This is a genomic window from Cupriavidus sp. CP313 (assembly GCF_054072015.1).
The window spans coordinates 82,255-106,087 of record NZ_JBSVZB010000029.1 but is presented as its reverse complement, the minus strand read 5'-3'; the positions used below and the strand labels follow the sequence as shown (position 1 = coordinate 106,087).

Sequence of the window (23,833 nt, the reverse complement as noted above, 5' to 3'; positions counted from 1 at the left end):
CTGAATTACCGCTCGCCGCGGGAGTTCAGGCGTGCGATGGCCTTATCAACCTAAGGGTGTGACCGTGTCCGGGGACACGGGGGCAAATCCATCCCGCTGCAGGTCGAGCGTCTGCTCGAAGGTGCTGACCCGAGCGTATCCAATAACTGCCATGCGTACCCTTTCCCGGATGTTGATTGTTGGAGGAAATGTTGAACATCTGAAGGGGTATAGCGCAGCATGACGGCGATGATTTCGCGTATGTCCAGAAAACCATCGTTTTTTGGATGACGAATCGGAAGTCGAAAAGGGTCTTAGCGTAGTGTCTTTCGCCTCGACCCGCTGGCGCGCTGGCGTTTTCGGGCTTGCTGCGTCAGCGTCAGTATCGACGCCGATAGTCGGCATCGTAGCCGGCAAGCTGCGCAAAGCTGTCTACTGCCTCACTGCCCCGACGCAAGAGAAACTGCACCCTGTTTGGGTTATCCCAACCAGCGGCGCTGTGCTTCCCTCCGTGAAAGAGATTGTTTCTGACCGTTTTTACAGCCAGTACGAGTTTCGATAGCTCGCTTTCGCCTTCGTCAAAGGTGAGCGGCGCCCATTCCCAGGCTCTCCCGTCCTTGACTATTTGAACATCAGGCGGGCTCCCCAGAAGCTCTCTAGCGCTGTCAGTGAGCTTGTAAAGTGATTCATGGTCGTCGACGAAGCCATCCCAGTCGGGTTGGGCTACTCCGCGTCGGCCGCGTTTCACTTTGCCGTTCTCCTTCAGCGCGAACTCAAACCGCGAGAACCTAAGAAAAAACTCCAAGGCTGCGCTCTTCACCGCTTCTTCAATTTCATCCGGATGCATCATGAGAGGTCAGGTACGTTGCAAGCAGTGGTGGGTCGGTCCACGGGTGGCATTGGCAGTCCTAGGCGAGCCCATGTCCCGCGGTCTTCCTTCGCCTAACCATAGGCTTAAGCCCGCGTGCACCACTCGCCGGCCTTTCCTTCTGTCGGAAATCCTCTGGAGAGGTTGCATCGATACCGATGACACGCAAATACCTCGACCGGTCCTTGGCCTCGAGTGCCTGTGCCTTCGCGGCCAGGATGGTCAGCAGGTCATCGAATTCAACCCTCGTCCCGGTCGCCGTGTTCATCCATGACCTTCCTTTAGTCTGTAGCACAATCACTAAGAATCCCGTCACCGCCTTGTTGTGCCGCATGTATTGTCCGACGAGTTGCCGCTCAAGCGCCTCGACGTATTGCTCCAGTGTCCATCGCTCGGACATCTTCAGTTCGATGGATGCCCGCCAATCACCGCGACTGCACAGTACATCCCGGCGCCTGCTCTCGGCGGTGTGGGATTCGACAGAGACCGAGTATCGCCTCCGTGCATGATGGTTCAGCTCGCTTGCCAGAAGGCGCTGGAAATTCGCCTCAAGCGCAAGCCCTGCCTTCTCCCCCTCCATCCCCGGGCGGTTGACGCGCTTAAAGTCCAATTCGCTGAAGAAGCTTCGCAGGCTGTGCTCGCCCCGTTCGATGTCGTATTTGACAGATTCGAGGTCAGCGTGAACCGCCATCGAGAAGGATAGCGAGTCCGTTACATCCGCGCGGAAGTCCTTTTCGAACTGGTCGTAGTTCGTCTGAGTAAGAGGTCTCCGCGCGAACTGACGCTCACGCAGCTCGAACTGGAGCTTCTGGATGTACATAAGCTGGGCCCCCTTCGCCGAAACTCGAGCCCGTCCGAGCACGTCGTAAGCTTGCTGAGAATTCGCGGAGGCAATGATGCCAAGCAGGCTATCCCGCATCTGCTGGGCATTGTCCCTTGATTTGGGGCTGTACACGCCCTCTGGCCTCCTGACGTCCTGCGTGGGGTCGACGGCCCACATCGTCCAGGCGTACAAATGCTCAAGGGCCATCACACCTTCGTCGCTTGCTTGAGCGAGCTTCACCAGCGCACCGCCATGGTCACGGCCGAAATATGCAGCCATGTGCGCGAGGAATTCCTTAACCGCTGCGGGGTCCTTTGGCCCCCACTTGCTGACCGCCCGCTGAAAGCCTCTTGGATGACTCGTCAGCCAATGACCGGCCCACATAACTGCATCATCTCGACGAGATTTGAGCTCTCCGTCAGGGTCCACTGGAAGTGGAGATGTGAACGCCTCCCCCATTTTTCCCAGTGCGATTCTCTCAAACTCGGCCCGCGGCACCTTGTCGGGCGATGCCATCACGGAGCGGAGAATTTGCCCTGCGACATACTCACGCGACAGTCCGATATTCGCCAAGTAGGACCACGCCAACGGAATCAAGGTCTCGCGAATGGGCGCCGGAGCCTTGCTGAGTGAGGCAAATAGCTCTTCTGCATGCTCTCCCGACACTGGCCCGTTCGGCGCTTCCTCTGCAATCTTGGAGAGTTCCGAGGCCGCGAGGTCTGAGTGAGCCTCGACTAACGGCCAGAACCACTTCGGATAGCCGTTGATTTCGAACGTGGCATAGCGTAGAGCTCGGCGAACCTCCGTCTCGGAGAGCGTAGGCAGACTAGTGCCCTGACCGAGTTCCAGATGAAGCCCCTGCAAGCCTGCCGCGGTGATGTGATATGTCGACCTAGGTTCAGTCTCGTCAAAGCGCGGGGGGCGATTGCGCCAAATACGCATCAAGCCTTTGCGAACAGCATCTGCGATTTCCCTCCCGGCTTCGCGCTCAAAGACCTCAAAGTTGACCTCACCATAGCGCGCCTGCGGGTTCGTCTTAAGGAGCCATCCCGTAACCCACACGAGAGCGCTCCCTGCGGTTCCATCGCGGAGAGAAGGCAACTGACTCTTCAAGTCATTCTTCGCCTCGGAACTGACCTTGAGCCTGTCCCGAGGCGATTTGGGCACTCTAGTTAGTTTTGGCTTTGGCTGCGCTGCTACTCGCGCCCGGTACTCAGAATAAAGCCTGGACAGACGGGGGTCATTGACTTCTTCAACATCCTCGGTTTGATAAGTGCAAGCACTGGAGTGGCCAATTATCGCCATTAGCAGGTCCTGGTCGCTAACCCACGACTGTTTCGCAACCATCCCGAGGAGCGCCCTTCGAACGAAGGTGTTTTCATCCAGTGCGGTATACACGCCAGACTCATCAGCGGAAAAGAACTGCGCGTCCGACGAGACGCGTTGAAGCACTAAGCAGAGCCGCGCCGTTCGCAAGGCCATAGTCTGATTCGTACGACGGACCAATGCGGCTACTGCATCGGCAGTCATCTCGAAGTATTGCTCACCCGTCCGAGCGTGCGCGCGGGTTCGGTGGCCGGTGCGCTCACGCAATCTTGCGACTCGCGTTACAAGACCCCGGCATAACTGATAGAGTTGCTCGTCAGTGGCGGAAGCCAGTAAGCCGCCTGAGTCCAGCACGTAGCCAATGCTGAATCCGTCTCGCCCCTGACCGAATTGCTTATCGATGAGACGAGCGACTTCGGAGGGAGTGAAGTGCTCCCAGCCAAGCTTTCCGAGTAGCAAGGCCGCGACGCCCTCCCGCACTGTGTCGCTTTCCTGAACTGCGACGGCAAGACCCACAAGGTCCTCTAGCCGGCCAAGTTCCAGCAGGTACTGGACATCTGCGCTGTCCCCAAGGAGCCGGGCATATCTTCTCCCGTGACGGCGTAGAACCCTGGTACGCAAGACATCCAACTTGCACGCAGTTGCAATGTCCATCAAAGTGTCCCGCGCCCAGTTGTGCCACCCATACTCGTCAAACAGCCTCGAGATGACAGGCACCAGGCGTTCAGGCCCGGCCTGCCAGTAGTTCTCGGACGTCAAGGTAAACATGCCTCGACCGGGATGGTCGCCCTGTTCAACGAAGCGGCGGATGCTCTCGGTGAGCGCCGCTTCGGCGTCAGCTAAGGGCACCGAGCGATTGCGAAGGTCTCCGAAGAACGCTAGGGCTTGGGGGTCATAGCGGAGGATGACTGCCCGGCAATGCCGGTTTAACGTGGCAAGCCAACCCATTAGAGGTAAGAACTCTCGCTGAATCCCTTCCTCCCCACTAGGAGAGGACCAAGTAAAGTTCTGAACCAGCCTCAGCGCCTGGTCAGTCGATTCGACCAGTTCTGCCAACCGTTCTGCTGCCAAAAAGGGCGGCAGTTCATCCGGGTACATCTTCACTTGATGAAACCCGACATCGATGAAGAGCTGTGACGTTAGCAGTTGTTCGACCGCACGCTCTGGCAACATTGGTGTGGCAATCAGTCTCGCAGAAAGCGCCTTTTCAGGGATGGCCAGCTTTCCTTCTGGCATCTCAATGTTCAGCAACTGGCAAGCCTGAGATGCGGAGGCCAGCTTCTGTGCTGCGCGTTCAAGCAACTCAGTGGACGGATTTCCCGCGTCCTCAAAGCGGTGGTCTCGTGCGCGCAGAACATGTACCGCACGTACGACTCGCCTGAAGACCTCAGTGAGCGAATCAGGTGGGTCTGTGAGCAGGTCAATGTGCGCGATGATGTCTAAGCCGCCAGGGCTGCGCGTGAACCCGCCGAGCCCTCGTTCCCGGGCAAGCAGCAAGAGCCGGTCCGCTTCCAGCCGAGGATGACGCCCTTTCAGATACAACTCGGCCTGACCCCTATCCAACTGCACCATCGAAAAGAGGCGAAGTCTCTTCGCCTCCCCAGATACGGGTGAAGCAGTTGAGCTGGTGGTCGACGTCTCGCCCACCGTTGGAGGTGTCGCAGTCGCCGTACGCACCGTCGAAGATGGCGGCACCAGCAAGTCGGACAGCTTGTCGAAGACCTGTGCCGTCAGAATTGCCGGTCGTGTCGAGATGACCCATCTGACTCGCTCTTTGGCCCACGAAACCTCATTGAGGATGTCGTCGACGAGGTACTCGATGTTCTCGGCCTTGCCCGCGGCCGCTTCGTCCAGCGAGTCAACAAAGATTGTCAGGGTCCCCTTAGTGGAAGACTTCCAGGCCAAGTAGGAAACACGGCTGTCGCCCTCAAGGGCTCTATCAAGGCTCTTGAGGTCAGCCAGTCTTCTGAGCGCAACAAAAACAGCAGCCTCCGATGTCGACCGCATTTGCTCGGCTTGATGCTCCATTTCGGTGGTCTTGCCGAAGTTCGCCGGCGCAACGACCACGGAGGCACGACACTCCAAGACCTTTGGCCAATCGACGCGTTTGCCTATGACCTCTGATGCAATCAACTCATCCTGATTGTAGCTCTCTCGTTCGACGAATCGTCGATTTAAATTGAAATAGTTCACCGGTGTCCCTGAGATTCCGCCCCGTTAGCGATAGGTTATCGCGTCTTCCCCATAAAATTTTTACTGATAATACGCGTTATCAGGAAAGAACGCTTCAATACGTGGCTGTAGAAAAGTCAGGAGGGACCCTGCTGCCCTGCCGCCGCTGCCGAATCTGCTTACCTGGAGTGCCACGCTGAGAGGAGAGCGGTGCGTCACGACTTCGCGTTCTCAAAAAACAACGATTTTTATAACGTTAAATTTGCAATCTGCCAACTTGGACGAGTCGATGTCCCTTGTTTGTTGACTGGCGCCACGTGCCGTTGCTAGGGTAACTTCTCTGCATAGTTCAAGAGGCATGTCATGAGCCGCCAAGTCATACCTGAAGATTTTCCCAAGAATGATTGGCTGGGCGCTGTGTCGGGAGCCCAACCAAAGCTGCTGGTACGTCAGAACGGCGAGCGGTACGAAGGGCCGTCGACAGAGGAAGCGCGTTGGCAAAGGTACGAAAAATGCGAAGACTTGGCGCAACAGCTCGCTCCTTACACTAGGCGAAAGATGTCCGAGAATTCCTGGTCATTGGAAGAGACATTGCCTCGTGTCGAGGCAAGTGTCGCGAAGAAGGTTCACAACTGCCAATGGGATTTCTCCGCGGCAGAAGTCACCTGGATAATGAAGCGTACTCGGGAAGTGTTGTTGGCGCCTGTGCCTCAGACGAATCGTCCATCCCAGAGCTGAACGCCAAATGCCGCAGCCACTTTCTGATGTGGTCGGACTGCTGTACAGAGCCCCTGCGAACGGCATGCGTCAGGTTTTTGCGCTGTCGCGGCGACAGGCTGAGCGACTGCCACGTCTGCAGTCCATTGCCATCGTATCCATCACCTCCCCAGAGCGGCCCATGGCGAGCCTGGAAGGCTTCAGTCATGTTTTGCGATTGAGCTTCGCCGACGTGGATTTCCTGAATCCTGCTCTTTCGCAGAGGGCGAAGAGCAGAATCCCCGACTCTTTCCGCGCAGACCAGGCACGCGATATTCACGCGTTTATCAGAGGATTGCCCGACAACGTCGCGTCGGTGGTCGTCCATTGCGAAGGCGGATTTTCGCGGTCTTGCGCGATTGCGTTAGCAATACATCGTTTGTATGGGTACGAGACCAGTGTCCAGTACTTGTCACAGGCAAATTCATCCATTGTGCAGACGATGCTTGCGAACTCCTCAGTGCCGTAAAACTACACTCAGGGAAAGAAGAGCAATATGAATTCTTGCGAGTCAACCGTATCGTCCGACGGGAGTGCGACTGTCATTTTCATAAAGCTAGACACTAAACGGTTGTCGTCAAAGGTCCTGCGAGTGTTGAAGGCGGCAGCGTCAATCGCTGTGCACAATCGACAGGTCCAGCTACATTACGTTCCGATAGCTGACTTCTGTGAACAGGCTGACTTGCCCGCTACGACCAGTTGGTTGCAGCTTCGCAAACTGTTGAGTGAAGCAAGCAAAATTCTCGGTTCTATTGATGTGATAGATATGGATGGCCAGGACCAAGAAGAGCAAGGTGGAAGCTGGGCAGTATTCAACTTGATGGGGCTGTCTAGCAGCCACATTTCGTTTGAATTATGCCGTTATATGTATCTACAGGAGGTACGGACCAATCTGCTTGGCAGCAGCCCCTTCCATCTGTCGCTTTCGGGTGCGGCTCGGGCAAAAATTGGCGCTGACCCCGCGAGAATTGGACAACATCTGATGCCGGTACAAAACCAGCGGCCAGAAGATAGCTCGGAAGGGTGAGCTTGAATGGCACATGATGCGGGCAACCAGGTGGGATTGCTGAGCCCTGTTGACCGGCATAAGCCAATCAAGGCTGGGGCTGGGCATCGTCCTTGGTCAGCGGCTAGGGGCGTGGGGAGCGCAGCATCCCCACATCAGCCCAGACCGGCGGCCAATCTGGTCACGAAAAGGTGCCAGGATTGCGCGGTCTTTTGTTCGTGACCAGATTGACCAGGTGCTGGCACAAAGCTCTTGCTGGGGGGTTGTCTCTTTCTGTGTCCTCTGGAAGAGAAAAAGCAATTCGATGTCCCCAGAGAGTTCCCAAGGGAACCCGGTCTGCGCGGTCACGTAAAAAACCACCGCCTTTGGCGGTGGTTTGGCGGACCAGGGCAGCAGTCTGGCGGGTCAGAGCCGGATATTGCATGTCCTGACGCGGCCTGCTTTGGTCAGCATGCGCCCCTCGGCAACTGCTCCTATCGAGTCCGGCAAGCGCTTCCAGAACTTGGGCGAAGCTACCGGCACCATCCCGTTCTCGCGGCACCAACCCGCGTAGTTCGCATAGACGTCGACTTTGGACGTCTCGACCGTCGTGGTGAGTTCGATGCCGAGGTCGTGGCTCCATGCCTGAACGGAGTTCGTTTCTGTGCGCGCAGATTGAGCCGCGACACGCATTGACGCCGGCACGGCTTCGTCAAACCGGCCTCGAGCTAGTAAGCGTTGCAGTCCTTCAAGCGCCCAATTCAGAACCCCGGAGAGTTCTCGGGCAATGATGCGCTTCGCCAGCAGCGGGTCACGCTCACTTTCAGGAATCTCGACCGAGAAGGGTACGACGTCGAACCGTCGCCAGAATCCGGTGGATTGGTCTGTGACAGCGGGAATATGGTTCGCCAGAATCAGCCACTTTCCGTTGACGCGAACCGTGATGGGGTCACGATACTTCCGGTCAATCTGGACAAGCTCGCCCGCAATCAGCGACTTCATGGCCTGCTCGTTGATATTCCGCTGGGGGGCTTCATCGCAGTAAATCAGCGAGGCACCAATCATGCTTGCCATGCGGAAGCCATCCAGGCCGTCCAGTTGAACCGCTGCGGTACGCTCGTGTAGGGCCTGGACCAGGTTGGCCAGGGTGCCCTTCCCGTTCGCGCCTGGTCCAAGCCAGATTTGGGCGCGCTGGAAGCGGGCATCCGGTAGCAATGTGTAGCCGACGTATTCCTGTACGCGGGCTCGTACTCCCGCATCAGGCAGGATGCGCTCCATAAACGCGTTGAATTCATTGGGGGCAGGCGCGCCAGGGTCGAAGTCGCAGGACAGGACGTGTCGCAATCCCAGGGATTTGTCGTGCGGCTCAAGTACCAAGCCGTGGTCCAAGTGCAGGTACCCATTGCGGACCGGAATGACGGTGGTCTCACTAGGCTCGCCAAGCATCGGAAGCCAACGTACGGCTGTTTGATAGGCTGCACGCGCGTTGGCAGCATTGATTGTGCCGCGGCCGTCGGACGCAATCCACTTAAGCGCTATGCGCTCACCCATGGCGTCGTCAATAGCCTTCCAATGGGTACCGGTCCACTCGTACAACAAGCTGTTGTCGGAGGCGTAGTTGCCGGACTTCTCCAGCTTCTCGGCAAACCGGATGGGTTCGAAGGGCGGGACGCGGCTCATTCCTGGCCCCCTGTCTTCTTATCAATCTCCGACGCCCCGATGCATACCACTCGGGCTGTTCTGGAAATGGGCGACGTGTTTCCCCCTAATAAGGGAGCAGTGTGGCTGATTTTGGGGGCCGCCGCAGAGGGAGCAAGCAGGCCGTACGTTGTACGCAATCGGTTCATGTGTTTGGTCTACAGGAAAGCAGTCACATGACTGCTTTGTGTATAGCCCGAAAAGACCCCCATGATTTGTGAGGCGTCCGCGAGCTGACCGACGAGACGCTCAAGAAGATTGCGCACGAGCTCACCGAAAGCTTGCGCCAGAACATCACGGTGGACTGGTCGGAGCGGGAAAGCGTGCGAGCCAAACTGCGACTGATGGTCAAGCGCATCCTGCGCAAATACAAATACCCGCCGGACCAGCAGGATGGCGCTGTGGAACTGGTGTTACAACAGGCTCAGGCGTTGGGTGAGGCGTGGAGCTAGCCGCTGCAGCAGCGATGGGGTAGCGAGTGGGCGTCGCTTTTGGGAGGCTACCGCTACATTTGGACCGGTATGGTGGCACCTTCGCCGAAGGTAATGCCACCAATGGGGTGGGCCACCTTATGCGAAAACGCAACCTTTGCTACCCGTGAAAATGAGGGCTTCGTACAGGGCATGGTCCGGAGAGCCTTATGCAGTCGGGCTTTTGCGTAAGGTGGCACTTTCGCATAAGGTGGGCCGTCCTCATTACGGAGAGGTGCGCTGCTCGCCATATCCCTGGACACCGTGGGGAGCGCGCTCAGAAGCATCGGCGACCGATAAGGTTGCCCGCATGAACAGCCCTACTTCCTGAGAAGGAGGCAGTGCAAAAGCCCTGAAGAGCCGAGCGGAGACGGCGCGCCGGGCCACGTTCCTTGGGGGGAGTGTGACATCGGTTAGTGCCAAATTCCCGCAGATTGTCTCTGTTTGGCACTTCTAAGTGGTTGATTTATATAAATAAATATTCCTGCATGCAGAAAAAGAAAGCGCGCGCACCGCATGAGATTTTCAGTTATAAATAGCGCTGTGTGACATCAGGAAAATCAGCATGGCCGACGAAGTGGTTGACTACCTTGTGGCTCACGGGCCGCGATTGAGCGGCGAGGTCGCCGGTGCTCTCGTGCAAACTCTGGGCATCACGCCCTCGGCTGCCCGTAAGAAGATTGAGCGGCAGCTGCGCAGCGATTCCGTTCGCTCGCTTGACCTCACGTTTCCTCGCCGAGCCCAGTTTCTGTATGTGAAGGCTCAGTACGGAAACTCCAGGTTTTGGCGGAATCTGGCTGCCGCCTTGGAGGAGAGCAACGGCGCATACGCCAGGGCTATTTGGGCCCTTCGTGCACGCGGCGGAGTTATCCCCCTGACCCACTTCGATTCCGCCGCGGGGTCTTCGCGTGGTCCCCGGCAACTTTCTGGCGAGGCCGTCTACAAGCGATTGGTTTCTGTTGGCCTGCTTCAGGAAATCGAGGTCCCTGGTTTGGGCGCCTGTGTGGCTTTTGCCAAGGGGGAACGATTTATAGACGACCTGATACCGGCCGTACGGGCGCGCTTGATTGCGGAAACTGTTCTCCTGCAGTCTGTTCAGGAATGGGCTGCCAAGCTTGGGTTCGGTAGTTTCCACACTTTCAAACTGCGGAGCAACGTGCCAGGCATGGCCCCAAACGTCGCAAGCTTCGAATGGGACTTGTCGGCCCCGTCGTTCTTGGGACCGTTGGCGACGTGGAACGACGCAGGGAAGCCAAAACCCGGCTTCCTGGTCGTAGATGTTCTTCTGACGGACAAAGTCGAAGTGGACGATGTTCGCCCGTTTGTCTACAAGTGCACGTCCTTGCGCCAGTTACGTGGAGTGGGTCGTTGCCTGCAGTTCTTTGTGGCTCACCGGTATTCCAAGCCAGCCTTGGACATGATTCGACGAGCCGGCATCGTGCCGGCGACGCCGGAATCGCTTTTCGGCACCGAGGTAGCCCGGGCACTGATAGAGCTGGCCAGTACGCTCACTCAGGCTGCAACGCGGGCCGTCGAGCCCGAGAAGTTTGCTCAGCTGTTTGACAGGCTCGGGAAGGTAGAAGGAGCCGCTGGCACGCTTCGGGGCGCTCTTTTCGAGTTTGTGGTCGCTGACCTGATTCGGCACACGGTTGCCAACGCCGACATCACGATGAACAAGATTTACAGGTCGCATGGCAAGGATGTCGCCGAAGTTGATGTCCGGTTCGCCACGAAGGACCAGCAGATTTCCTTTATCGAATGCAAAGGGCTTCTCCCAGGGCGTCTATTGAGCGACAAAGATGTTGACGATTGGCTAACCAAGCGGATTCCTATCGTCCGCGCGCACACTCTCGACAACCCGGAGTGGAAGAATCACCGCTTGAGGTTCGAGATGTGGCTTACTGGAGAGCTCTCTCCTGAAGCGAAAGCGAAAATCGAAGCCGCGAGAGCGGAGGTAGACCCGCGACGTTACACCCTCGATGTCTGCTATGCGCATGACATTGAGAAGATGGCCGCCCCATTCCCGGCGCTACATAGAGTAGTGACGCAGCATTTCCTCAAACATCCCTTGGCGTCGACGGATGACACAATAAATCCGCTTTCAAAGCGGCAGATTCCGCAGGCTCTTGCGGTGTTCGCTCCGATTCTGCAGACGGTGGAAGACGCTTCATAGGTCCAGAGTTAGGCGTTCTCCGTGGCTGACCTTCTGGAGGTAGAAAAGATGTGGCAGCGGCCCGTCGTAGCCTCGCCGGCGCGCCTCCTGAAACAGCGCCCAGGATTGGGTACGTACGCCATGAAAGCCTGGCTGTCGGGCGATGCGCTCAAGCGTCTCGGCCAACGCTGCGTAGTGACGCTGACCGGCTTGGAAAGCCAGTAGCGCATGCAACTCGGCCATCTCCTGCTTGGGGCGCCGCCAGGTCCAGACCGTCCGCCCCTGTGACGGGTGCCGGACCAGTTCATAGCCCAACCAGTCCAAGCGCGGTGCTTCCTCGACCAGGTGCAGCGTCTCCCCTTCCAAGCCGTTGCCATTCGTGGCGAGCAGCAACCATTCCACTTGCTCTGCATCCTGTGGCCAATACATGACCAGCAAGGCATTCGCCAGCCCCTTGCCCTTGCGGGTGATGCGTTGCGCCGGCGTGCAGCCGATGCCATACAGGCCGTGAAACTTCCGGGCCAGCGCCTCGGCCTTGCCGGCCTTCACGGTTCCGCAGGTGTATCGGTGGTATCCCTTCGGTACGCTGTCGAGGGCGCGGGCCAAGGCGGCTGTCTTGCTACGGGCAATCGGGGTAGTGGCGGGCATGCGGGTTCCGGATGAAGGTGATACCCGGTATAGCCAAAAGCCGCGCCGATAAAGTGTGATTGGGGTTGGCGGGGATGAGACGTAATGATGTTCCGAGCAACGCTTGGCCGAAGCGGAGAACACTCAGACAACCAGCGAGCAAGAAAAGGACTGTCGCACCGCCGAGGGCGTCGTGGAGGGTGACGGCAACAGCGGCTTGCCAAAACCAACAGGTACAGAACGCCTTATAGTTGGGAGAGCGCTTGCAAAGCGAGCTACCTGTCAGCATGCTTTGCAAACGCCAAGTCAGGCAGTGTGGAATATAAAAAACCCCGTGAGGGGCATCCTTCTACTGCCGCCAACCTTTCTCTTCCGCGAATTTGCACGTTCGCAGTGTGACCCGACCTAAGAGCTTTGGATACGCGTCTTGAGCAATCGTCTTTCTAATGGACTCTTTCTCTTCCGTCATCGTGCGAAGGGACATGTTCACCATGCCGACAAACTCCTTGTCTTGCTCTTTGGGCATCCCCTTCAATATCGTTTTCGTGAGGAAAACCCACGTATCGAACAGACCTTGCTGGTCTACCAGTTCGAGATTGTTCCTGCTTTCCTCATAAGCCTGCTGGCCCACGTTTTCCGCTCTTACGCCTTCCAATTCACAACTTGCAGCATGAACGCTCGCCACCGAGCAGTATGCGAGCAATGTGATGGCAAGATGTTTTCCGATTGACAAGTCTGCTCTCCCCTTTTGACTATAAGAAATAATTCTGGCGCCATCTTGCGCACGCCTGCTCTGCATGCACGGGTCTTACGCTACGCCCGAGTCAAGCTTGGAAAGCGAAGCGCGACACTGCTCCAGCTCCTTCCTGAGAGCATCAATTTCCGCCTGCATGCCTGAAGCCTGCTTCAGGAGGCGCCCGACCTTGTACCAGTACTCGTATCCCAAGTCGCCGTCCGCCAAGCCGAGCTCGTGAAACTTGCGAAGCGCTATTTCAAGGTCCAGCTGTTCGCTGCTTTGCATTTTGCTCCCTCATGGATTCGTTGCGCGGTGATTGCGGGTCATTCTGTGCCGCTGGGTTGCCTCACATCGGTGAGGCCATATTACAGCGTGTCTGCGTTAGTGCTCCAGTGAGATGGCGCTATACGGGACCAGGACAGCAAATGTGGAAGGGCTGGTTCCCGTCGACAGTCGGGATGGCTCGCACGCACGGCAGCCTGCTCGGTGAACCTTTGGGTACTAGCCAGAGGGTCCAGCGAGCAGGCCGCCAGACTGTAAACACACACGCCCGCAAGGGCACGCCGGGGCGCCACCCCGGCAGGTTCCAGGTCGCCAACCTGGAACCGAGCAAACGCTGTAGCCGCATGCCTCTAATAGGGCTGGTGCGGCTGCGATGGGCGCTGGGGGGTGCAATTCCCTCCTTCGACCCAATCCGTGCAACCGGTGCTGTTGCATGAGGTTGGGCGACACGGAAACGGCGCTGGGCAGGAAATGGCCCAGTGACCTGTTATTCGGTAAAAGCCGGTGCAAGTCCGGCTCGGGGGACGTACCGCAAGGGCGTAACCCGTACCGCACAGGATGGCTTCTGAGCGCACGGCGACGTGCGAGGGCTGCAAGGGGAAACCTGGCGCAGCTGGCACCTCGGGAAACCGGGGGTCGATGGATAGCTCAAACCTGTAACGGCACCCCTCGATGGGTGCTGTGCGGAGCAACGTAGAGCCATAGGCATGGAGCCGTGGTTCGTAGTCGATGAAGCATGACCTGAGTACCTGAGCCGCTATGGAACATCGGGCTGGGGAAACCTGCGGGGAGCCGGAAGGCTAAGGGAGTGTGGAGACAGTGGCGCTACGTTGCGCAGTAGCTGGTAACTAACGTGGGAACCTCTCTTCGGACCGTGTCGGGTGGCACCGCACGGGCTGATGGCAGAGAGGGGGAGACTGACTGAGTAGGGATTGACTCATTGGGCGATACGACCGAAGCCCATGGGGAGCCACGAAAGTGGCGGCACGGCTGGCACCGTGTTCCGAAAAGTTGGAGCGTTTGCGAAAGTGTGTGGCTGGGCCTGGCGGCCCGTTGCAGTGAAGTGCCGTCCTTCCCGCTTGGCGGCGGGAGGGCCGACCTCTGACCTTGGCCGGTCAGACAGCGAGAACAGGCAACATCTCGTAGACACTTTTCACTCAAGACCGGGCGTCCTGCTCGATGCCCGGTCTTCCTTTGGGATGCCAATCACAACGTCTGGTACCGCGCCGTTGAGGACTGCGACGCGTGCCGCGCGTATCAACTATGCCGCTTTGCGGGCAAAGTTGACCCGAACGACATTGCCGTGCTTCGCAGGCTCAGCAGGAGGCTCAGCGGCTTCCGTGGATTCGTCTGGGCCGGTCAGCTTCGCCTTATAGCCGGCGGGCAGTCGCCCTACTTCGTCTACATCGCCGTGCATCATCTGCGAGACGTCTTCGGCTTTGATGTTGATGTACCGCATCGCCATCTTGACCGTCTTGTGGCCGGTAATTTGCATGATGACGGGCAGGTTGCCATTGAACTCGCGTGCATATCGGGTGGCGGCCGTGTGGCGAAGGTCGTGCAACGTGACCCCAGTCACGCCGGCCTGCTCACATGCCACCCGCCAGGCCTTCCCAATGGCCTCATAGGTGGTCGGAAAAATCCGGCAGCCGGCCGATGCTGCGCCGGCCTGGGCGCGGAGCCCCTTGAGCAGCGCGATGGCTTCGGGGTTGAGGGGGACATTCCGCTTGCCGCCCTTGCTGTCTTGCAGGCAGAGCACCCGCCGGGTCCAGTCCACATCTCCCCAAGTCGCATAGGACAGGGGCTCGCAGGACCGCATGGCAGTCTCCAGCATCAGGCAAACAATGGGCAGCGCGTACGGATTCTTGTACCGGGCCAGCGCCTTGCCAATTGCCTTCCACTCGTCATTCGTCAACACCCGGTCCCGGGCGTTGTCCACGGCTGGTGCCTTGACGTCGCTGGCTGGATTGCTGTGGGGCGCTCGCCAGTTCCAGACCCGTCTGGCATGGCTGAACAGTCGGCGCACTTCTGCGCGCTCGTGGTCAATCGTCGCAGGCCCGTAACCCTCGCTCACCATCGCGTCGATAAGCGTCTGGACCTGATGCGTCGTGACGTCGGCCATCTTGGTGGCAGCCAGCTGCGCCCGAATCTCGTCCGAGCGGATTGTCTGGCCGGCCTGCGCCGCCCGATGCGCCCGCAGGCTGTTCGGAATCGCCCGCGCTTCTTCCCGGACCAGGGCGACCTCCCAATAGCGTCGTGCCCCGTCGGCGCTGTCTGCGGTCTTTGTGAGCTCGATGACCGGTAGTCCGAGCGCGCGCAGGTATCGGTTGATGCGATTCTTGTCCTGGGCCGCACCCTTGAGGAACGGGAAGCGTTGGAGCGCGTAATTGGAAAACGCAATGGCCAGCGAAGTCTGATAGGGCCCCGACCCGGAAGCCCGGGCCGTGTCCGTGTGTTCGGCCTTGATTTTCGCGATGGCCTGCTTGGCCTCAGCTTCCGTGGCAAAGCCAGAGCGATAAATGTCTTGTCCGCGGATGCGCAGGCGGAATGCCCAGCCCTTGCCCTCGGGGTAGGCCTTAGCCATGTCGCACCTCCGTGCAATGGGCGAGGCAATCGGTACGAGGGTACGGCGTGGTGTGCATAGCAACTCCGGAAGTGGGGGAGTTGCGGTATAGGCAAACGGAGCGTCGATGAAAGGCGCAATAGGCGCAGTCGAGCGAAAAAAATCTCGCTCGCGCGCACCGCTCCATCGTCAGGCGCCCATGACACTGTCAGAAAAGTGTCAGACCAAAACACAAAGCCCAGCGCGAGGCTGGGCTAAGTGCTTGAATCTTATGGTGGCCTGGGACGGAATCGAACCGCCGACACAAGGATTTTCAATCCTCTGCTCTACCGACTGAGCTACCGGGCCAAAGAAGGGAAACTATAACTGGACTTTTTTGGCCAGTCAAGCGTCATGTGCGTCACTGCTCGGCCGGCTCTGGCTTGTTGCGACCCAGTTCGACGCCGAGCTGCTTGAGCTTGCGGTACAGGTGGGTACGCTCCAGCCCGGTCTTCTCGGCCACGCGGGTCATGCTGCCGTGTTCGCGCAGCAGGTGGTATTCGAAGTAGGCGCGCTCGAACAGGTCGCGCGCTTCGCGCAGCGGCATGTCGAAGGAGAACTGCATCTCGGCCTCGGGCACGCGCGCGGGGTTGCCGTTGGGGGCGGCCTCGGCGGTGGTCTCGGGCACGATGTCGGACGAACCGGATTCGGCCGACGGTGCCGTGGCGGGCGCGGCAGTGGTGGCCGTGCTGCTGCGCGGGCGTTCGATGCCGCGGGCCAGGCCCTGCTCGACCGCGGACAGCAGCTTCTGCAGTGCGATCGGCTTCTCAAGGAAATTGAGCGCGCCGATCTTGGTCGCCTCGACCGCCGTGTCGATGGTGGCGTGGCCCGACATCATGATGACGGGCATCGTCAGCTGTCCCTGCGCGGACCATTCCTTGAGCAGGGTCACGCCATCGGTATCGGGCATCCAGATATCGAGCAGCACGAGGTCGGGCGTACCCGCCGCGCGGTATTCGCGCGCTTGCAGCGCGTTCTCCGCGAGTTCGACCACGTGGCCTTCGTCGCTGAGGATCTCCGAGAGCAGCTCCCGGATTCCCATTTCGTCATCGACTACGAGGATCGTTGCCATACTTCCCCTCTTAACCCCACCGCAGCGTTCCGGGACCGGACGCCATTGTTGACTATGTCAGTTTAACGAACAGGATCGAGATCTGTGCACCGACGATCTCCGCACCTTCCATGCGATTGCGCAACTCGATGCGCGCGCCGTGTTCGTCAATGATCTTCTTTACCATCGCGAGCCCCAGACCCGTGCCCTTGGCTTTCGTGGTCACGTAGGGCTCGAACGCACGGCTCAGGATTCGTGGTGCAAAACCGGGACCATTGTCCGCAATGGTGAGCTTGACGGCCTGCCGGTTTTCGCCGGCAGAATCTTTGTATTCTACAGTCTCGGTGTGCAGAGTGATATGGGGCGCCGCCCTACCGGCCGCGACGTTCTCGGCGGCGGCATCCTGTGCGTTCTGCAGCAGGTTGTGGATGACCTGGCGCAACTGCGTCGGATCGCCCTTGATCTCGGGCAGCGCGGTGCCCAGCGCCGGATGGATCACCGGGTGCTCGTGCACCGCGGGATCATCGATGCCGTACAGGTGCAGCACCTCCGCCACCAGGCTGTTGAGCTGCAGCGACTGCAGCACCGCGGGCGGCGTGCGCGCGTAGTCGCGGAAGTCATCGACCATGCGCTTCATCGCGGCCACCTGGTTGACGATGGTGGCGGCGCCACGCTTGAGCACATCGGCGTCGGTGCCTGCGAGCTTGGGCGAGAGCTTCATCTGCAGGCGCTCGGCCGAGAGCTGGATCGGCGTCAGCGGGTTCTTGATCTCGTGCGCGAGGCGCCGTGCCACCTCGCCCCAGGCCACCGAGCGTTGAGCGGCCATCACATCGGAGATATCGTCGAACACGATCACGTAGCCCGGCTCATCGCGCTCGCCGCCGGGCAGGCGTGCGCCGCGCACCAGCAGCGTAAGCGGCTGTTCCTCGCCCTGCGGCAGCTCGATCTGCTTCTGCCAGTGCTGGGCGCCGCCCAGCACCTCGCTGGTGTTCTGGTCCGAGAAGGCCTGGCGCACGATCTCGCCGAACGGCCCCATGCCAGGGATCTGCTCAACCGGCAGGCCCAGCACCGCGCCGAGCGGCTGGCGGAAGATGCGCTCCGCGCCGGGATTGGCGGTAATCAGCACAAAGCGGCGGTCGAACACCAGCACGCCGGCGGTCAGGTTCTGCAGCACGCTTTCCAGGTAGGCCTTCGATTGCTCCAGCGCGGTGCGGTTCTCTTCCACCGCCAGCCGCGCCTCGGCCAGCTGGCGCGTCATCTGGTTGAACTGCTGCGTCAGCATGCCCAGTTCATCGCGGCTTTTCAGTTCGCGCTTGGGCGAGAGGTCGCCCTCGGCCACTTCCTTGGTCCCCTGCAGCAGCATCAGCAGCGGCCGCGCCAACTGCCCGCCCAGCAGCAGCGCCAGCATCACCGCGATGAAGACGGCCAGGAACAGCGTCAGCGTCAGCGTGCCGATATACATCTTGCGCAGGCCGGTGCGGCCCAGCGCCTTTTCCTGGTATTCCTGGTACGCGCGCTGGACCTCGTCGGCATTGCGAGCGAGCACCGCCGGCACCGGGTGCAGCACCTGCAGGTAACGCTCTTCGCGCACGGTCTCGCCGACCAGGCCGAAGGCGCTCGACGGCGATTCCTCCGGGCGGCGCTCCACGGACAGGCCGGAGCCGGCCCAGCGCGGCGGCTTGGCCAGCGCGCGCGGGGCGCTGCCGACTGCCGCGTCATCCTGTGCCGTGGTTGGGCTAGCGCCCAGCGGAATGATCACGCGCAGCCGGTACAGGTGGCTGCTGTCGACGCGCTCGGTGTTCGGCCTGCCGTCGCCCGACGGGTCGGTGCCGCCCTCCACCGCCGCGTAGCCGCCGGCCAGCCGAGCCTGTTCGGCCAGCACGCCGGAAGGCAGGTCCGGCACCAGCGACGCATAGTTGCTGGACGCCGTGGCCAGCACGCGGCCGCTGCCGGTGAAGATGGCGGCTTCCTGAACGCCATACTGCTCGCGCAGCCGGTTCAGCTGCAGCGAGGTGGCCACGCCGGAGGCGCCGGCGAGCTGCTCGGCCATCAGGCGTGCCTTGCCCTGCAGGTCGGCGAGCGAGCTGTCGATGGTGGAGCGGCCCAGGTTCAGGCCGGCCTCGAGCGCGGTTTCCACGCGCACGTCGAACCAGGACTCGATGCTGCGCGAGACGAACTGCAGCGATACCAGGTAGATCAGCACGCCGGGCAGCACGCCCACCACGCCGAAGAACACGGCGAGCTTGGTCATCAGCCGCGTGCCGAACTTGCCGCGGCGATAGCGCAGCCACAGCGTCAGCGCCAGCGCACCCACGATCAGCACCAGCAGGGCGCCGATCACCAGGTTCACCTTGAACAGCAGCGTGAAATAGCGATCGAAGAATTCGGTGTTGGCCGATGCGCCGGCCAGCAGGCCCACCAGCACCAGCGCCAGGAAGACGATGATCCCGGCCACGACGCGGTACAGCACGCGCCGGAACCGGCTGTCCCACAGCGAGTTGTTCATGGCTGGCCCGATGCGGGCTGCACCAGCAGTGCGGGCGACAGCCCGTACGACACCGTCTGCATGGTCAGGCCGCGTGAGTCAATGGCAGCGGCAGGCGCCGACGCAGGTGCGGGTACGGCGGGCGAGGCCGGCAGCGCCGGCGATGCGGGCCCTGGGGCCGGCGCGGGCGGCGCTGCGGGCGGCGGCGGCGGCGGCGGCGGCGGCGGCGGTGCGTTCAGGTCCGTCGGCACCGTATAGACAAAGCGCCGCCAGTCGGAGGCCAGGTTCCATTCACGCGTGTTGACGGCGTTGATCTGGAACGGCTTGGGCAGTTGCGACAGGTCCAGCCGCATGCGCACTTCCGCGTGGTAGCTCTCGCCCGGCTTGACCGCATTGCGCTCGAACACGCGCCAGCCGCGCACGCGCTGGATGAACTGCAGCGCGCTCTTCAGGCGCGTGAACGGCAGCTGCAGGCCGCCGGTGGAGACACGGTACTGGCGCGTCAGCGGCTGGTACGACAGGCGCACGCTGCGGCTGGTGTTGACCGGCTTGTCGTCGAACCAGTACCAGCGCGAGCGCGAGAGCTGGAAGTCGACTGCGAAATAGAGGGAGATGCCCTTGTGCAATGCGTCTTCCAGCACGGGCGGCAGGTCGAAGTCGAAGCTGGCGGCAAGCTCGAAGCCGCCGTCCTGGAATTCGATGCGCGCCTCGGTGGCCTCGATGACCTGCGCGCGCGCGACGGGCGGCAACCACAGTACCGAGGCGAGCGCCAGCACCAGTGCAAGCCACCACCGCGCCAGCAGGCCACGCCTGCCCGCGCCGCCGGGGCGCAGATGCAGGTACGCCTGGTCCGCGGTAGTGTCCACGTTCGTGTCCACCATGACGCGGAAGTCTGACAGGCGCGGCGTGCTCAGCATCGGATCAGATCAGGCGCGTTTCTGGAAGCGGGCGTAGAAGAAGCCATCGTGATCCGACGGCAGGCTGGTGCCGGCACTGGCGGCCTTTTCGCCATTGGCGCCGGCTGCTTGCGTGGTATGGGTGCCGGGCAGCAGCTGCCCCGGCGCCTGCAATCGTATCGCATCTGCCAGCTGTGCACCAAACCAGCGCGCCTGCTCCTCGCCTTCCGTTGGGAAAATAGAACAGGTGACATAGACCAGGATGCCGCCCGGTTTGAGCAGCGGCCACAGTTGCGAGACGATGCGGCGCTGCTCGGTGATGAGCTTGGCAATATCGGTCTCACGGCGCAGCCAGCGGATATCGGGATGGCGCCGCACAATGCCCGAAGCCGAGCACGGCACGTCGGCGAGGATGCGGTCAAAGGGCTGGCCGTCCCACCAGTCGGCGGGCCGGCTGGCATCGCCGACCACGATCCTGGCCTCCTTGCCCAGGCGCGCCAGGTTCTCGCCGATGCGGGTGGTGCGCTGCGGGTCGCTTTCCACCGCGGTGACTTCAATATCGGCCAGTTCCAGCAGGTGCCCGGTCTTGCCGCCGGGCGCCGCGCAGGCATCCAGCACGCGCATGCCGTCGGCCACCTCGAGCAGCGGCGCGGCCAGCTGCGCGCCGGCATCCTGCACCGAGACCACGCCTTCGGCAAAACCCGGCAACTGCGTCACCGGCACCGCGCGCACCAGGCGCACGGCCTGCGGGCCGACCACATGGCCAGCCAGGCCGGCGTTGGCAAGATCGGTCTGGTACTGCTGCACGGACACGCGCGCGGTGTTGACGCGCACCGTCATCGGCGGGCGCACGTTGGCGCTGGCGGCCAGGGCCATCCACTGGTCCGGGTAGGCCTCGCGCAGCATGCGCAACCACCACGGCGGCAAGTTCCAGCGTGCCTGCTCGTCGCGGTTGACGTCGGCCAGCAGCGCCTTGCGTTCGCGCAGGAAACGGCGCAGCACCGCGTTGACCAGGCCGCGCGCATGCGCAGTCTTGGGTTCGGAGGCGGCGGCGCTGACCGCCTGGTCGACCACCGTGAAGGTGCTGTAGCCCGGGCGGCCGGCGTCCGCGTCCTGGCGCGCCTTGTCCGCGCTGTCCTGCTTGTCGCGCGGGCCCGGTGCGTGCTCCAGCAGCAGTGCCAGCGACACGGCCAGCAGCGAATCGACCTGCGCGCCCGGCGGGCGCGTGACCAGCTTCGTCACCAGTGCGCGTGCCGTGCCGAACTGGCGCATGGTGCGATAGGCGATGTCCTGCAGCGCGCCGCGCGTGGCGGCATCATGCACGCGGTCCAGCCGCAGTTGCGCGGCGGCGTCCTCGATCGCCTGGGGCAAGGCTGTGCCTTCGCTGACGGCGCGCACCGCGGCGGCGGCGCCAAGCATCTGGAAGGCAAGCGAATCGGGAGGCAGGCGCATATCGGTCAGGCGGCGGGTCAGGCAGCGGGTCAGGCGTTGGAATCGGGAAGCAGGCCGGCGCGGGCACAAAAAAAGCCCGCCGGTCCTGCGGAACAGCGGGCAGTTTACCCTGTGCGGGGGCCCTACCCCGGATTTCCGGCCGCTCAGGCGGGATAGATGCCGGTCTGGGCCATCTGCATCAGGCGCGCGATGCGCTCCTCGGTGGCCGGGTGGGTCGAGAACAAGTTGGCGATGGCGCCGCCCGAGAGCGGGTTCATGATCATCATCTGCGCCGTGGCCGGGTGTTCTTCGGCCGCCTGGAACGGGATGCCCTGGGCGTAGCGGTGGATCTTGTCCAGCGCGCTGGCCAGTGCCTGCGGGTCGCCGCTGATCTCGGCGCCGCCGCGGTCGGCTTCGAACTCACGTGCGCGCGAGATTGCCATCTGGATCAGCGAGGCCGCCAGCGGGGCCAGGATTGCGACGGCAATGCTGGCGATCGGGTTGCTGCGGTTGCCGTTCTCGTCGCGCCCGCCGAAGAACATCGCCATATTGGCTAGCGCGGAAATGGCACCGGCCATGGTGGCGGCGATGGTCGAGGTCAGGATGTCGCGGTGGCGTACGTGCGCCAGCTCATGCGCCATCACGCCGCGCAGCTCGCGCTCGGACAGCACGCGCAGGATGCCGGTGGTGGCCGCCACCGCGGCGTGTTCCGGGTTGCGGCCGGTGGCAAAGGCGTTGGGCGCGTCTTCATTGATCAGGTACACGCGCGGCATCGGCAGGCCGGCGCGCTGCGCCAGCTCCTGCACCATGCCGTAGAACTGCGGCGCGCTGCCGGCGTCGACTTCCTGCGCGTTGTACATGCGCAGGACCATCTTGTCCGAGAACCAGTAGGAGAAGAAGTTCATGCCCAGCGCAAGCAGCAGCGCCATCATCATGCCGCTGCGCCCGCCGATCATGCCGCCGATGACGATGAACAGCGCCGTGATGGCCGCCATCAGCATGAAGGTCTTGACCCAGTTGAACATTGCGGTGATCTCCGTGTAATCGTGAGCCGCGTCCCGGGGGGAAAGCGGACGCGATGACCGTTAGATAGGGGGTGATACCCGAAAATTCAACGGCTGTTCAACGGTTTCAGGGGGAGCCGTGGCGGATTGCGCCCGCCGGGCGGTTCCGCCGGCACTTAGAACCCGTTTCAGAATGAAAAAGGGGACGCGCTCAAGCCAGGCGCGGCGCAGGCTAGGCGTGGGCCGCCGGCCTTGGTCATTCCAAGGTCAAGGCCCGCAACAACGCATGCGCCGCGCCTGGCTTGAACCCGCAGGGAAGGCTGCTGCCGGGCCCCTTTTTCATTCTGAAACAGGTTCTTATGCCGCCATGTGCGGCAAAGGCCCGCCCGATTATGCCTGCGCGGCGGCGCCGTTGCCGGGTACCGCGCAGCGCGTGCCCGGCGGCAGCGGCAGGCCTTGCAGGAACTGCTGCGCCGGCTGGCGGCGCCCGCCCGGCTTCTGCAGCTCGGTGACCTGCAGTGCGCTGCCCTCGCCGCAGGCGATGAGGATGCCGGCGGCGTCGGCCGCCAGCACCGTGCCGGGCGGATGCGGCAGGCTGCTGGCGGCGGCCAGCGGCTCGGCGTGCCAGCACTTGATCACGGTATCGCCGACCTGCACCGTCGCGCCCGGGAAGGGGTTGAACGCGCGCACCTGGTTGGCCAGCGCCGCGGCCGGGCGGCGCAGGTCCAGCGGCGCCTCGTCCTTGGCAATCTTCTCGGCGTAGGTGACGCCTTCGGCCGGCTGCGGCGTGGCGGCCAGCGCGCGGCCGGCGGCCAGTTCCTGCAGGGCCGCCACGGTCATGCGCGCGCCCAGCGCGGCCAGGGTGTCGTGCAGCGTGCCGGTGGTGTCGTCCGGGCCGATCGGCACGGCCTCGCGCGTGAGCATGTCGCCGGTGTCCAGGCCTTCGTCCATTTGCATCAGCGTGATGCCGGTCTCGGCATCGCCCGCTTCGATGGCGCGGTGGATCGGCGCCGCGCCGCGCCAGCGCGGCAGCAGCGAGCCGTGGATATTCAGGCAGCCCAGGCGCGGCAGGGTCAGCACCTCGGCCGGCAGGATCAGGCCGTAGGCGGCCACCACCATCACGTCGGGGGCGGTGCCGGCGAGCGCGTCGATGGCCGCGGCGGCGTCTTCCGGGTACTTGCCCTGGCGGCGCAGCGAGCGCGGCTGCAGCACCGGCCCAAGGCCGCTGGCGGCGGCGAACTGTTTCACCGGGCTGGCCTGCAGGTGCATGCCGCGGCCGGCGGGGCGGTCAGGCTGCGTCAGCACGGCCACGACGGGAAAACCGGCGGCGTGGATGGCTTCCAGCGCGACGCGCGCGAACTCGGGCGTGCCGGCAAAGGCGACACGCAGGGGTCTGGCTTGGGACATGGCAGGTTCCGTGGCCTGAAGCAGAACCGGCCGCTATCGCGGCCGGTACTTTTGTTCTTCGGAAGTCATAAAGATAACAGACC

The 23,833-nt window shown here is 61.8% G+C and carries 17 protein-coding genes, 1 tRNA gene and 1 pseudogene; 5 read left to right on the top strand and 14 right to left on the bottom strand.

Annotation, left to right across the window (positions count from 1 at the left end):
- Positions 1-358 precede the first annotated feature (358 nt).
- Positions 359-829, bottom strand: a complete 471-nt coding sequence (locus ACW4E8_RS31090; RefSeq protein WP_456808031.1) for a hypothetical protein — start codon at positions 827-829, stop codon at positions 359-361.
- A gap of 58 nt (positions 830-887) precedes the next feature.
- A complete protein-coding gene (locus ACW4E8_RS31085) occupies positions 888-5,189 on the bottom strand; it encodes a hypothetical protein (protein ID WP_456808030.1) in 4,302 nt (1,433 codons plus the stop codon).
- A gap of 342 nt (positions 5,190-5,531) precedes the next feature.
- Between ACW4E8_RS31085 and ACW4E8_RS31080 the strand changes: the two genes are divergently transcribed.
- The 3 genes from ACW4E8_RS31080 (at position 5,532) to ACW4E8_RS31070 (ending at position 6,951) form a co-directional block, all read left to right on the top strand.
- A complete protein-coding gene (locus ACW4E8_RS31080; RefSeq protein WP_456808029.1) occupies positions 5,532-5,906 on the top strand; it encodes a hypothetical protein in 375 nt (124 codons plus the stop codon).
- A gap of 7 nt (positions 5,907-5,913) precedes the next feature.
- A complete protein-coding gene (locus tag ACW4E8_RS31075) occupies positions 5,914-6,393 on the top strand; it encodes a hypothetical protein (RefSeq protein ID WP_456808028.1) in 480 nt (159 codons plus the stop codon).
- Between the two features lie 234 nt (positions 6,394-6,627).
- A complete protein-coding gene (locus ACW4E8_RS31070) occupies positions 6,628-6,951 on the top strand; it encodes a hypothetical protein (protein ID WP_456808027.1) in 324 nt (107 codons plus the stop codon).
- A 384-nt stretch (positions 6,952-7,335) separates the two neighbouring features.
- Here the strand turns inward: ACW4E8_RS31070 and ACW4E8_RS31065 are convergent, their stop codons facing one another.
- Positions 7,336-8,589: a DNA primase family protein gene (locus tag ACW4E8_RS31065; protein ID WP_456808026.1), complete on the bottom strand. Its 1,254-nt coding sequence runs from the start codon at positions 8,587-8,589 to the stop codon at positions 7,336-7,338.
- 242 nt (positions 8,590-8,831) lie between these two features.
- On the opposite strand from ACW4E8_RS31065, the pseudogene ACW4E8_RS31060 reads away from it, so the two are divergent.
- Positions 8,832-9,059: pseudogene (locus tag ACW4E8_RS31060) on the top strand (type I restriction enzyme endonuclease domain-containing protein); the annotation flags it as partial.
- A 583-nt stretch (positions 9,060-9,642) separates the two neighbouring features.
- Complete coding sequence (locus tag ACW4E8_RS31055; protein WP_456808025.1) at positions 9,643-11,250, top strand: hypothetical protein; 1,608 nt, start codon at positions 9,643-9,645, stop codon at positions 11,248-11,250.
- Here ACW4E8_RS31055 and ACW4E8_RS31050 read toward each other — a convergent pair.
- The 11 genes from ACW4E8_RS31050 to fmt form a co-directional block, all read right to left on the bottom strand.
- Positions 11,245-11,877: a hypothetical protein gene (locus tag ACW4E8_RS31050; RefSeq protein ID WP_456808024.1), complete on the bottom strand. Its 633-nt coding sequence runs from the start codon at positions 11,875-11,877 to the stop codon at positions 11,245-11,247. The two genes, ACW4E8_RS31055 and ACW4E8_RS31050, sit on opposite strands and share 6 nt — an antisense overlap.
- Positions 11,878-12,205: 328 nt before the next feature.
- Positions 12,206-12,589: a hypothetical protein gene (locus ACW4E8_RS31045; RefSeq protein ID WP_456808023.1), complete on the bottom strand. Its 384-nt coding sequence runs from the start codon at positions 12,587-12,589 to the stop codon at positions 12,206-12,208.
- A gap of 75 nt (positions 12,590-12,664) precedes the next feature.
- Positions 12,665-12,877, bottom strand: a complete 213-nt coding sequence (locus ACW4E8_RS31040) for a hypothetical protein (RefSeq protein WP_456808022.1) — start codon at positions 12,875-12,877, stop codon at positions 12,665-12,667.
- Between the two features lie 1,258 nt (positions 12,878-14,135).
- Positions 14,136-15,458, bottom strand: coding sequence for a tyrosine-type recombinase/integrase (locus ACW4E8_RS31035; RefSeq protein WP_456808021.1), 1,323 nt, complete (start codon positions 15,456-15,458; stop codon positions 14,136-14,138).
- 251 nt (positions 15,459-15,709) lie between these two features.
- Positions 15,710-15,785 (bottom strand) — tRNA-Phe (locus ACW4E8_RS31030).
- A gap of 52 nt (positions 15,786-15,837) precedes the next feature.
- Positions 15,838-16,548 carry a response regulator gene (locus ACW4E8_RS31025; protein WP_456808020.1) on the bottom strand — a complete coding sequence of 237 codons (711 nt, stop codon included), beginning with the start codon at positions 16,546-16,548 and terminating at the stop codon, positions 15,838-15,840.
- Positions 16,549-16,600: 52 nt separating this feature from the next.
- Complete coding sequence (locus ACW4E8_RS31020) at positions 16,601-19,033, bottom strand: sensor histidine kinase (protein WP_456808019.1); 2,433 nt, start codon at positions 19,031-19,033, stop codon at positions 16,601-16,603.
- Positions 19,030-19,929, bottom strand: coding sequence for a DUF4390 domain-containing protein (locus ACW4E8_RS31015; RefSeq protein WP_456808018.1), 900 nt, complete (start codon positions 19,927-19,929; stop codon positions 19,030-19,032). Before ACW4E8_RS31015 ends, ACW4E8_RS31020 begins: the two co-directional genes overlap by 4 nt.
- A 9-nt stretch (positions 19,930-19,938) precedes the next feature.
- Positions 19,939-21,360 carry a 16S rRNA (cytosine(967)-C(5))-methyltransferase RsmB gene (rsmB, locus tag ACW4E8_RS31010; RefSeq protein WP_456808017.1) on the bottom strand — a complete coding sequence of 474 codons (1,422 nt, stop codon included), beginning with the start codon at positions 21,358-21,360 and terminating at the stop codon, positions 19,939-19,941.
- Positions 21,361-21,503: 143 nt separating this feature from the next.
- Positions 21,504-22,364: a zinc metalloprotease HtpX gene (htpX, locus tag ACW4E8_RS31005; RefSeq protein WP_456808016.1), complete on the bottom strand. Its 861-nt coding sequence runs from the start codon at positions 22,362-22,364 to the stop codon at positions 21,504-21,506.
- A gap of 369 nt (positions 22,365-22,733) precedes the next feature.
- A complete protein-coding gene (fmt, locus tag ACW4E8_RS31000; protein WP_456808015.1) occupies positions 22,734-23,750 on the bottom strand; it encodes a methionyl-tRNA formyltransferase in 1,017 nt (338 codons plus the stop codon).
- Positions 23,751-23,833: the final 83 nt, after the last annotated feature.

Excerpts from the sequence above, each read along its gene's own strand:
- ACW4E8_RS31090 (WP_456808031.1), bottom strand. The coding sequence starts at position 829 with ATGATGCATCCGGATGAAATTGAAGAAGCGGTGAAGAGCGCAGCCTTG.
- ACW4E8_RS31080 (WP_456808029.1), top strand. The coding sequence starts at position 5,532 with ATGAGCCGCCAAGTCATACCTGAAGATTTTCCCAAGAATGATTGGCTG.
- ACW4E8_RS31075 (WP_456808028.1), top strand. The coding sequence starts at position 5,914 with ATGCCGCAGCCACTTTCTGATGTGGTCGGACTGCTGTACAGAGCCCCT.
- ACW4E8_RS31065 (WP_456808026.1), bottom strand. The coding sequence starts at position 8,589 with ATGAGCCGCGTCCCGCCCTTCGAACCCATCCGGTTTGCCGAGAAGCTG.
- ACW4E8_RS31055 (WP_456808025.1), top strand. The coding sequence starts at position 9,643 with ATGGCCGACGAAGTGGTTGACTACCTTGTGGCTCACGGGCCGCGATTG.
- ACW4E8_RS31050 (WP_456808024.1), bottom strand. The coding sequence starts at position 11,877 with ATGCCCGCCACTACCCCGATTGCCCGTAGCAAGACAGCCGCCTTGGCC.
- ACW4E8_RS31040 (WP_456808022.1), bottom strand. The coding sequence starts at position 12,877 with ATGCAAAGCAGCGAACAGCTGGACCTTGAAATAGCGCTTCGCAAGTTT.
- ACW4E8_RS31035 (WP_456808021.1), bottom strand. The coding sequence starts at position 15,458 with ATGGCTAAGGCCTACCCCGAGGGCAAGGGCTGGGCATTCCGCCTGCGC.
- ACW4E8_RS31025 (WP_456808020.1), bottom strand. The coding sequence starts at position 16,548 with ATGGCAACGATCCTCGTAGTCGATGACGAAATGGGAATCCGGGAGCTG.
- ACW4E8_RS31020 (WP_456808019.1), bottom strand. The coding sequence starts at position 19,033 with ATGAACAACTCGCTGTGGGACAGCCGGTTCCGGCGCGTGCTGTACCGC.
- ACW4E8_RS31015 (WP_456808018.1), bottom strand. The coding sequence starts at position 19,929 with ATGCTGAGCACGCCGCGCCTGTCAGACTTCCGCGTCATGGTGGACACG.
- rsmB (WP_456808017.1), bottom strand. The coding sequence starts at position 21,360 with ATGCGCCTGCCTCCCGATTCGCTTGCCTTCCAGATGCTTGGCGCCGCC.
- htpX (WP_456808016.1), bottom strand. The coding sequence starts at position 22,364 with ATGTTCAACTGGGTCAAGACCTTCATGCTGATGGCGGCCATCACGGCG.
- fmt (WP_456808015.1), bottom strand. The coding sequence starts at position 23,750 with ATGTCCCAAGCCAGACCCCTGCGTGTCGCCTTTGCCGGCACGCCCGAG.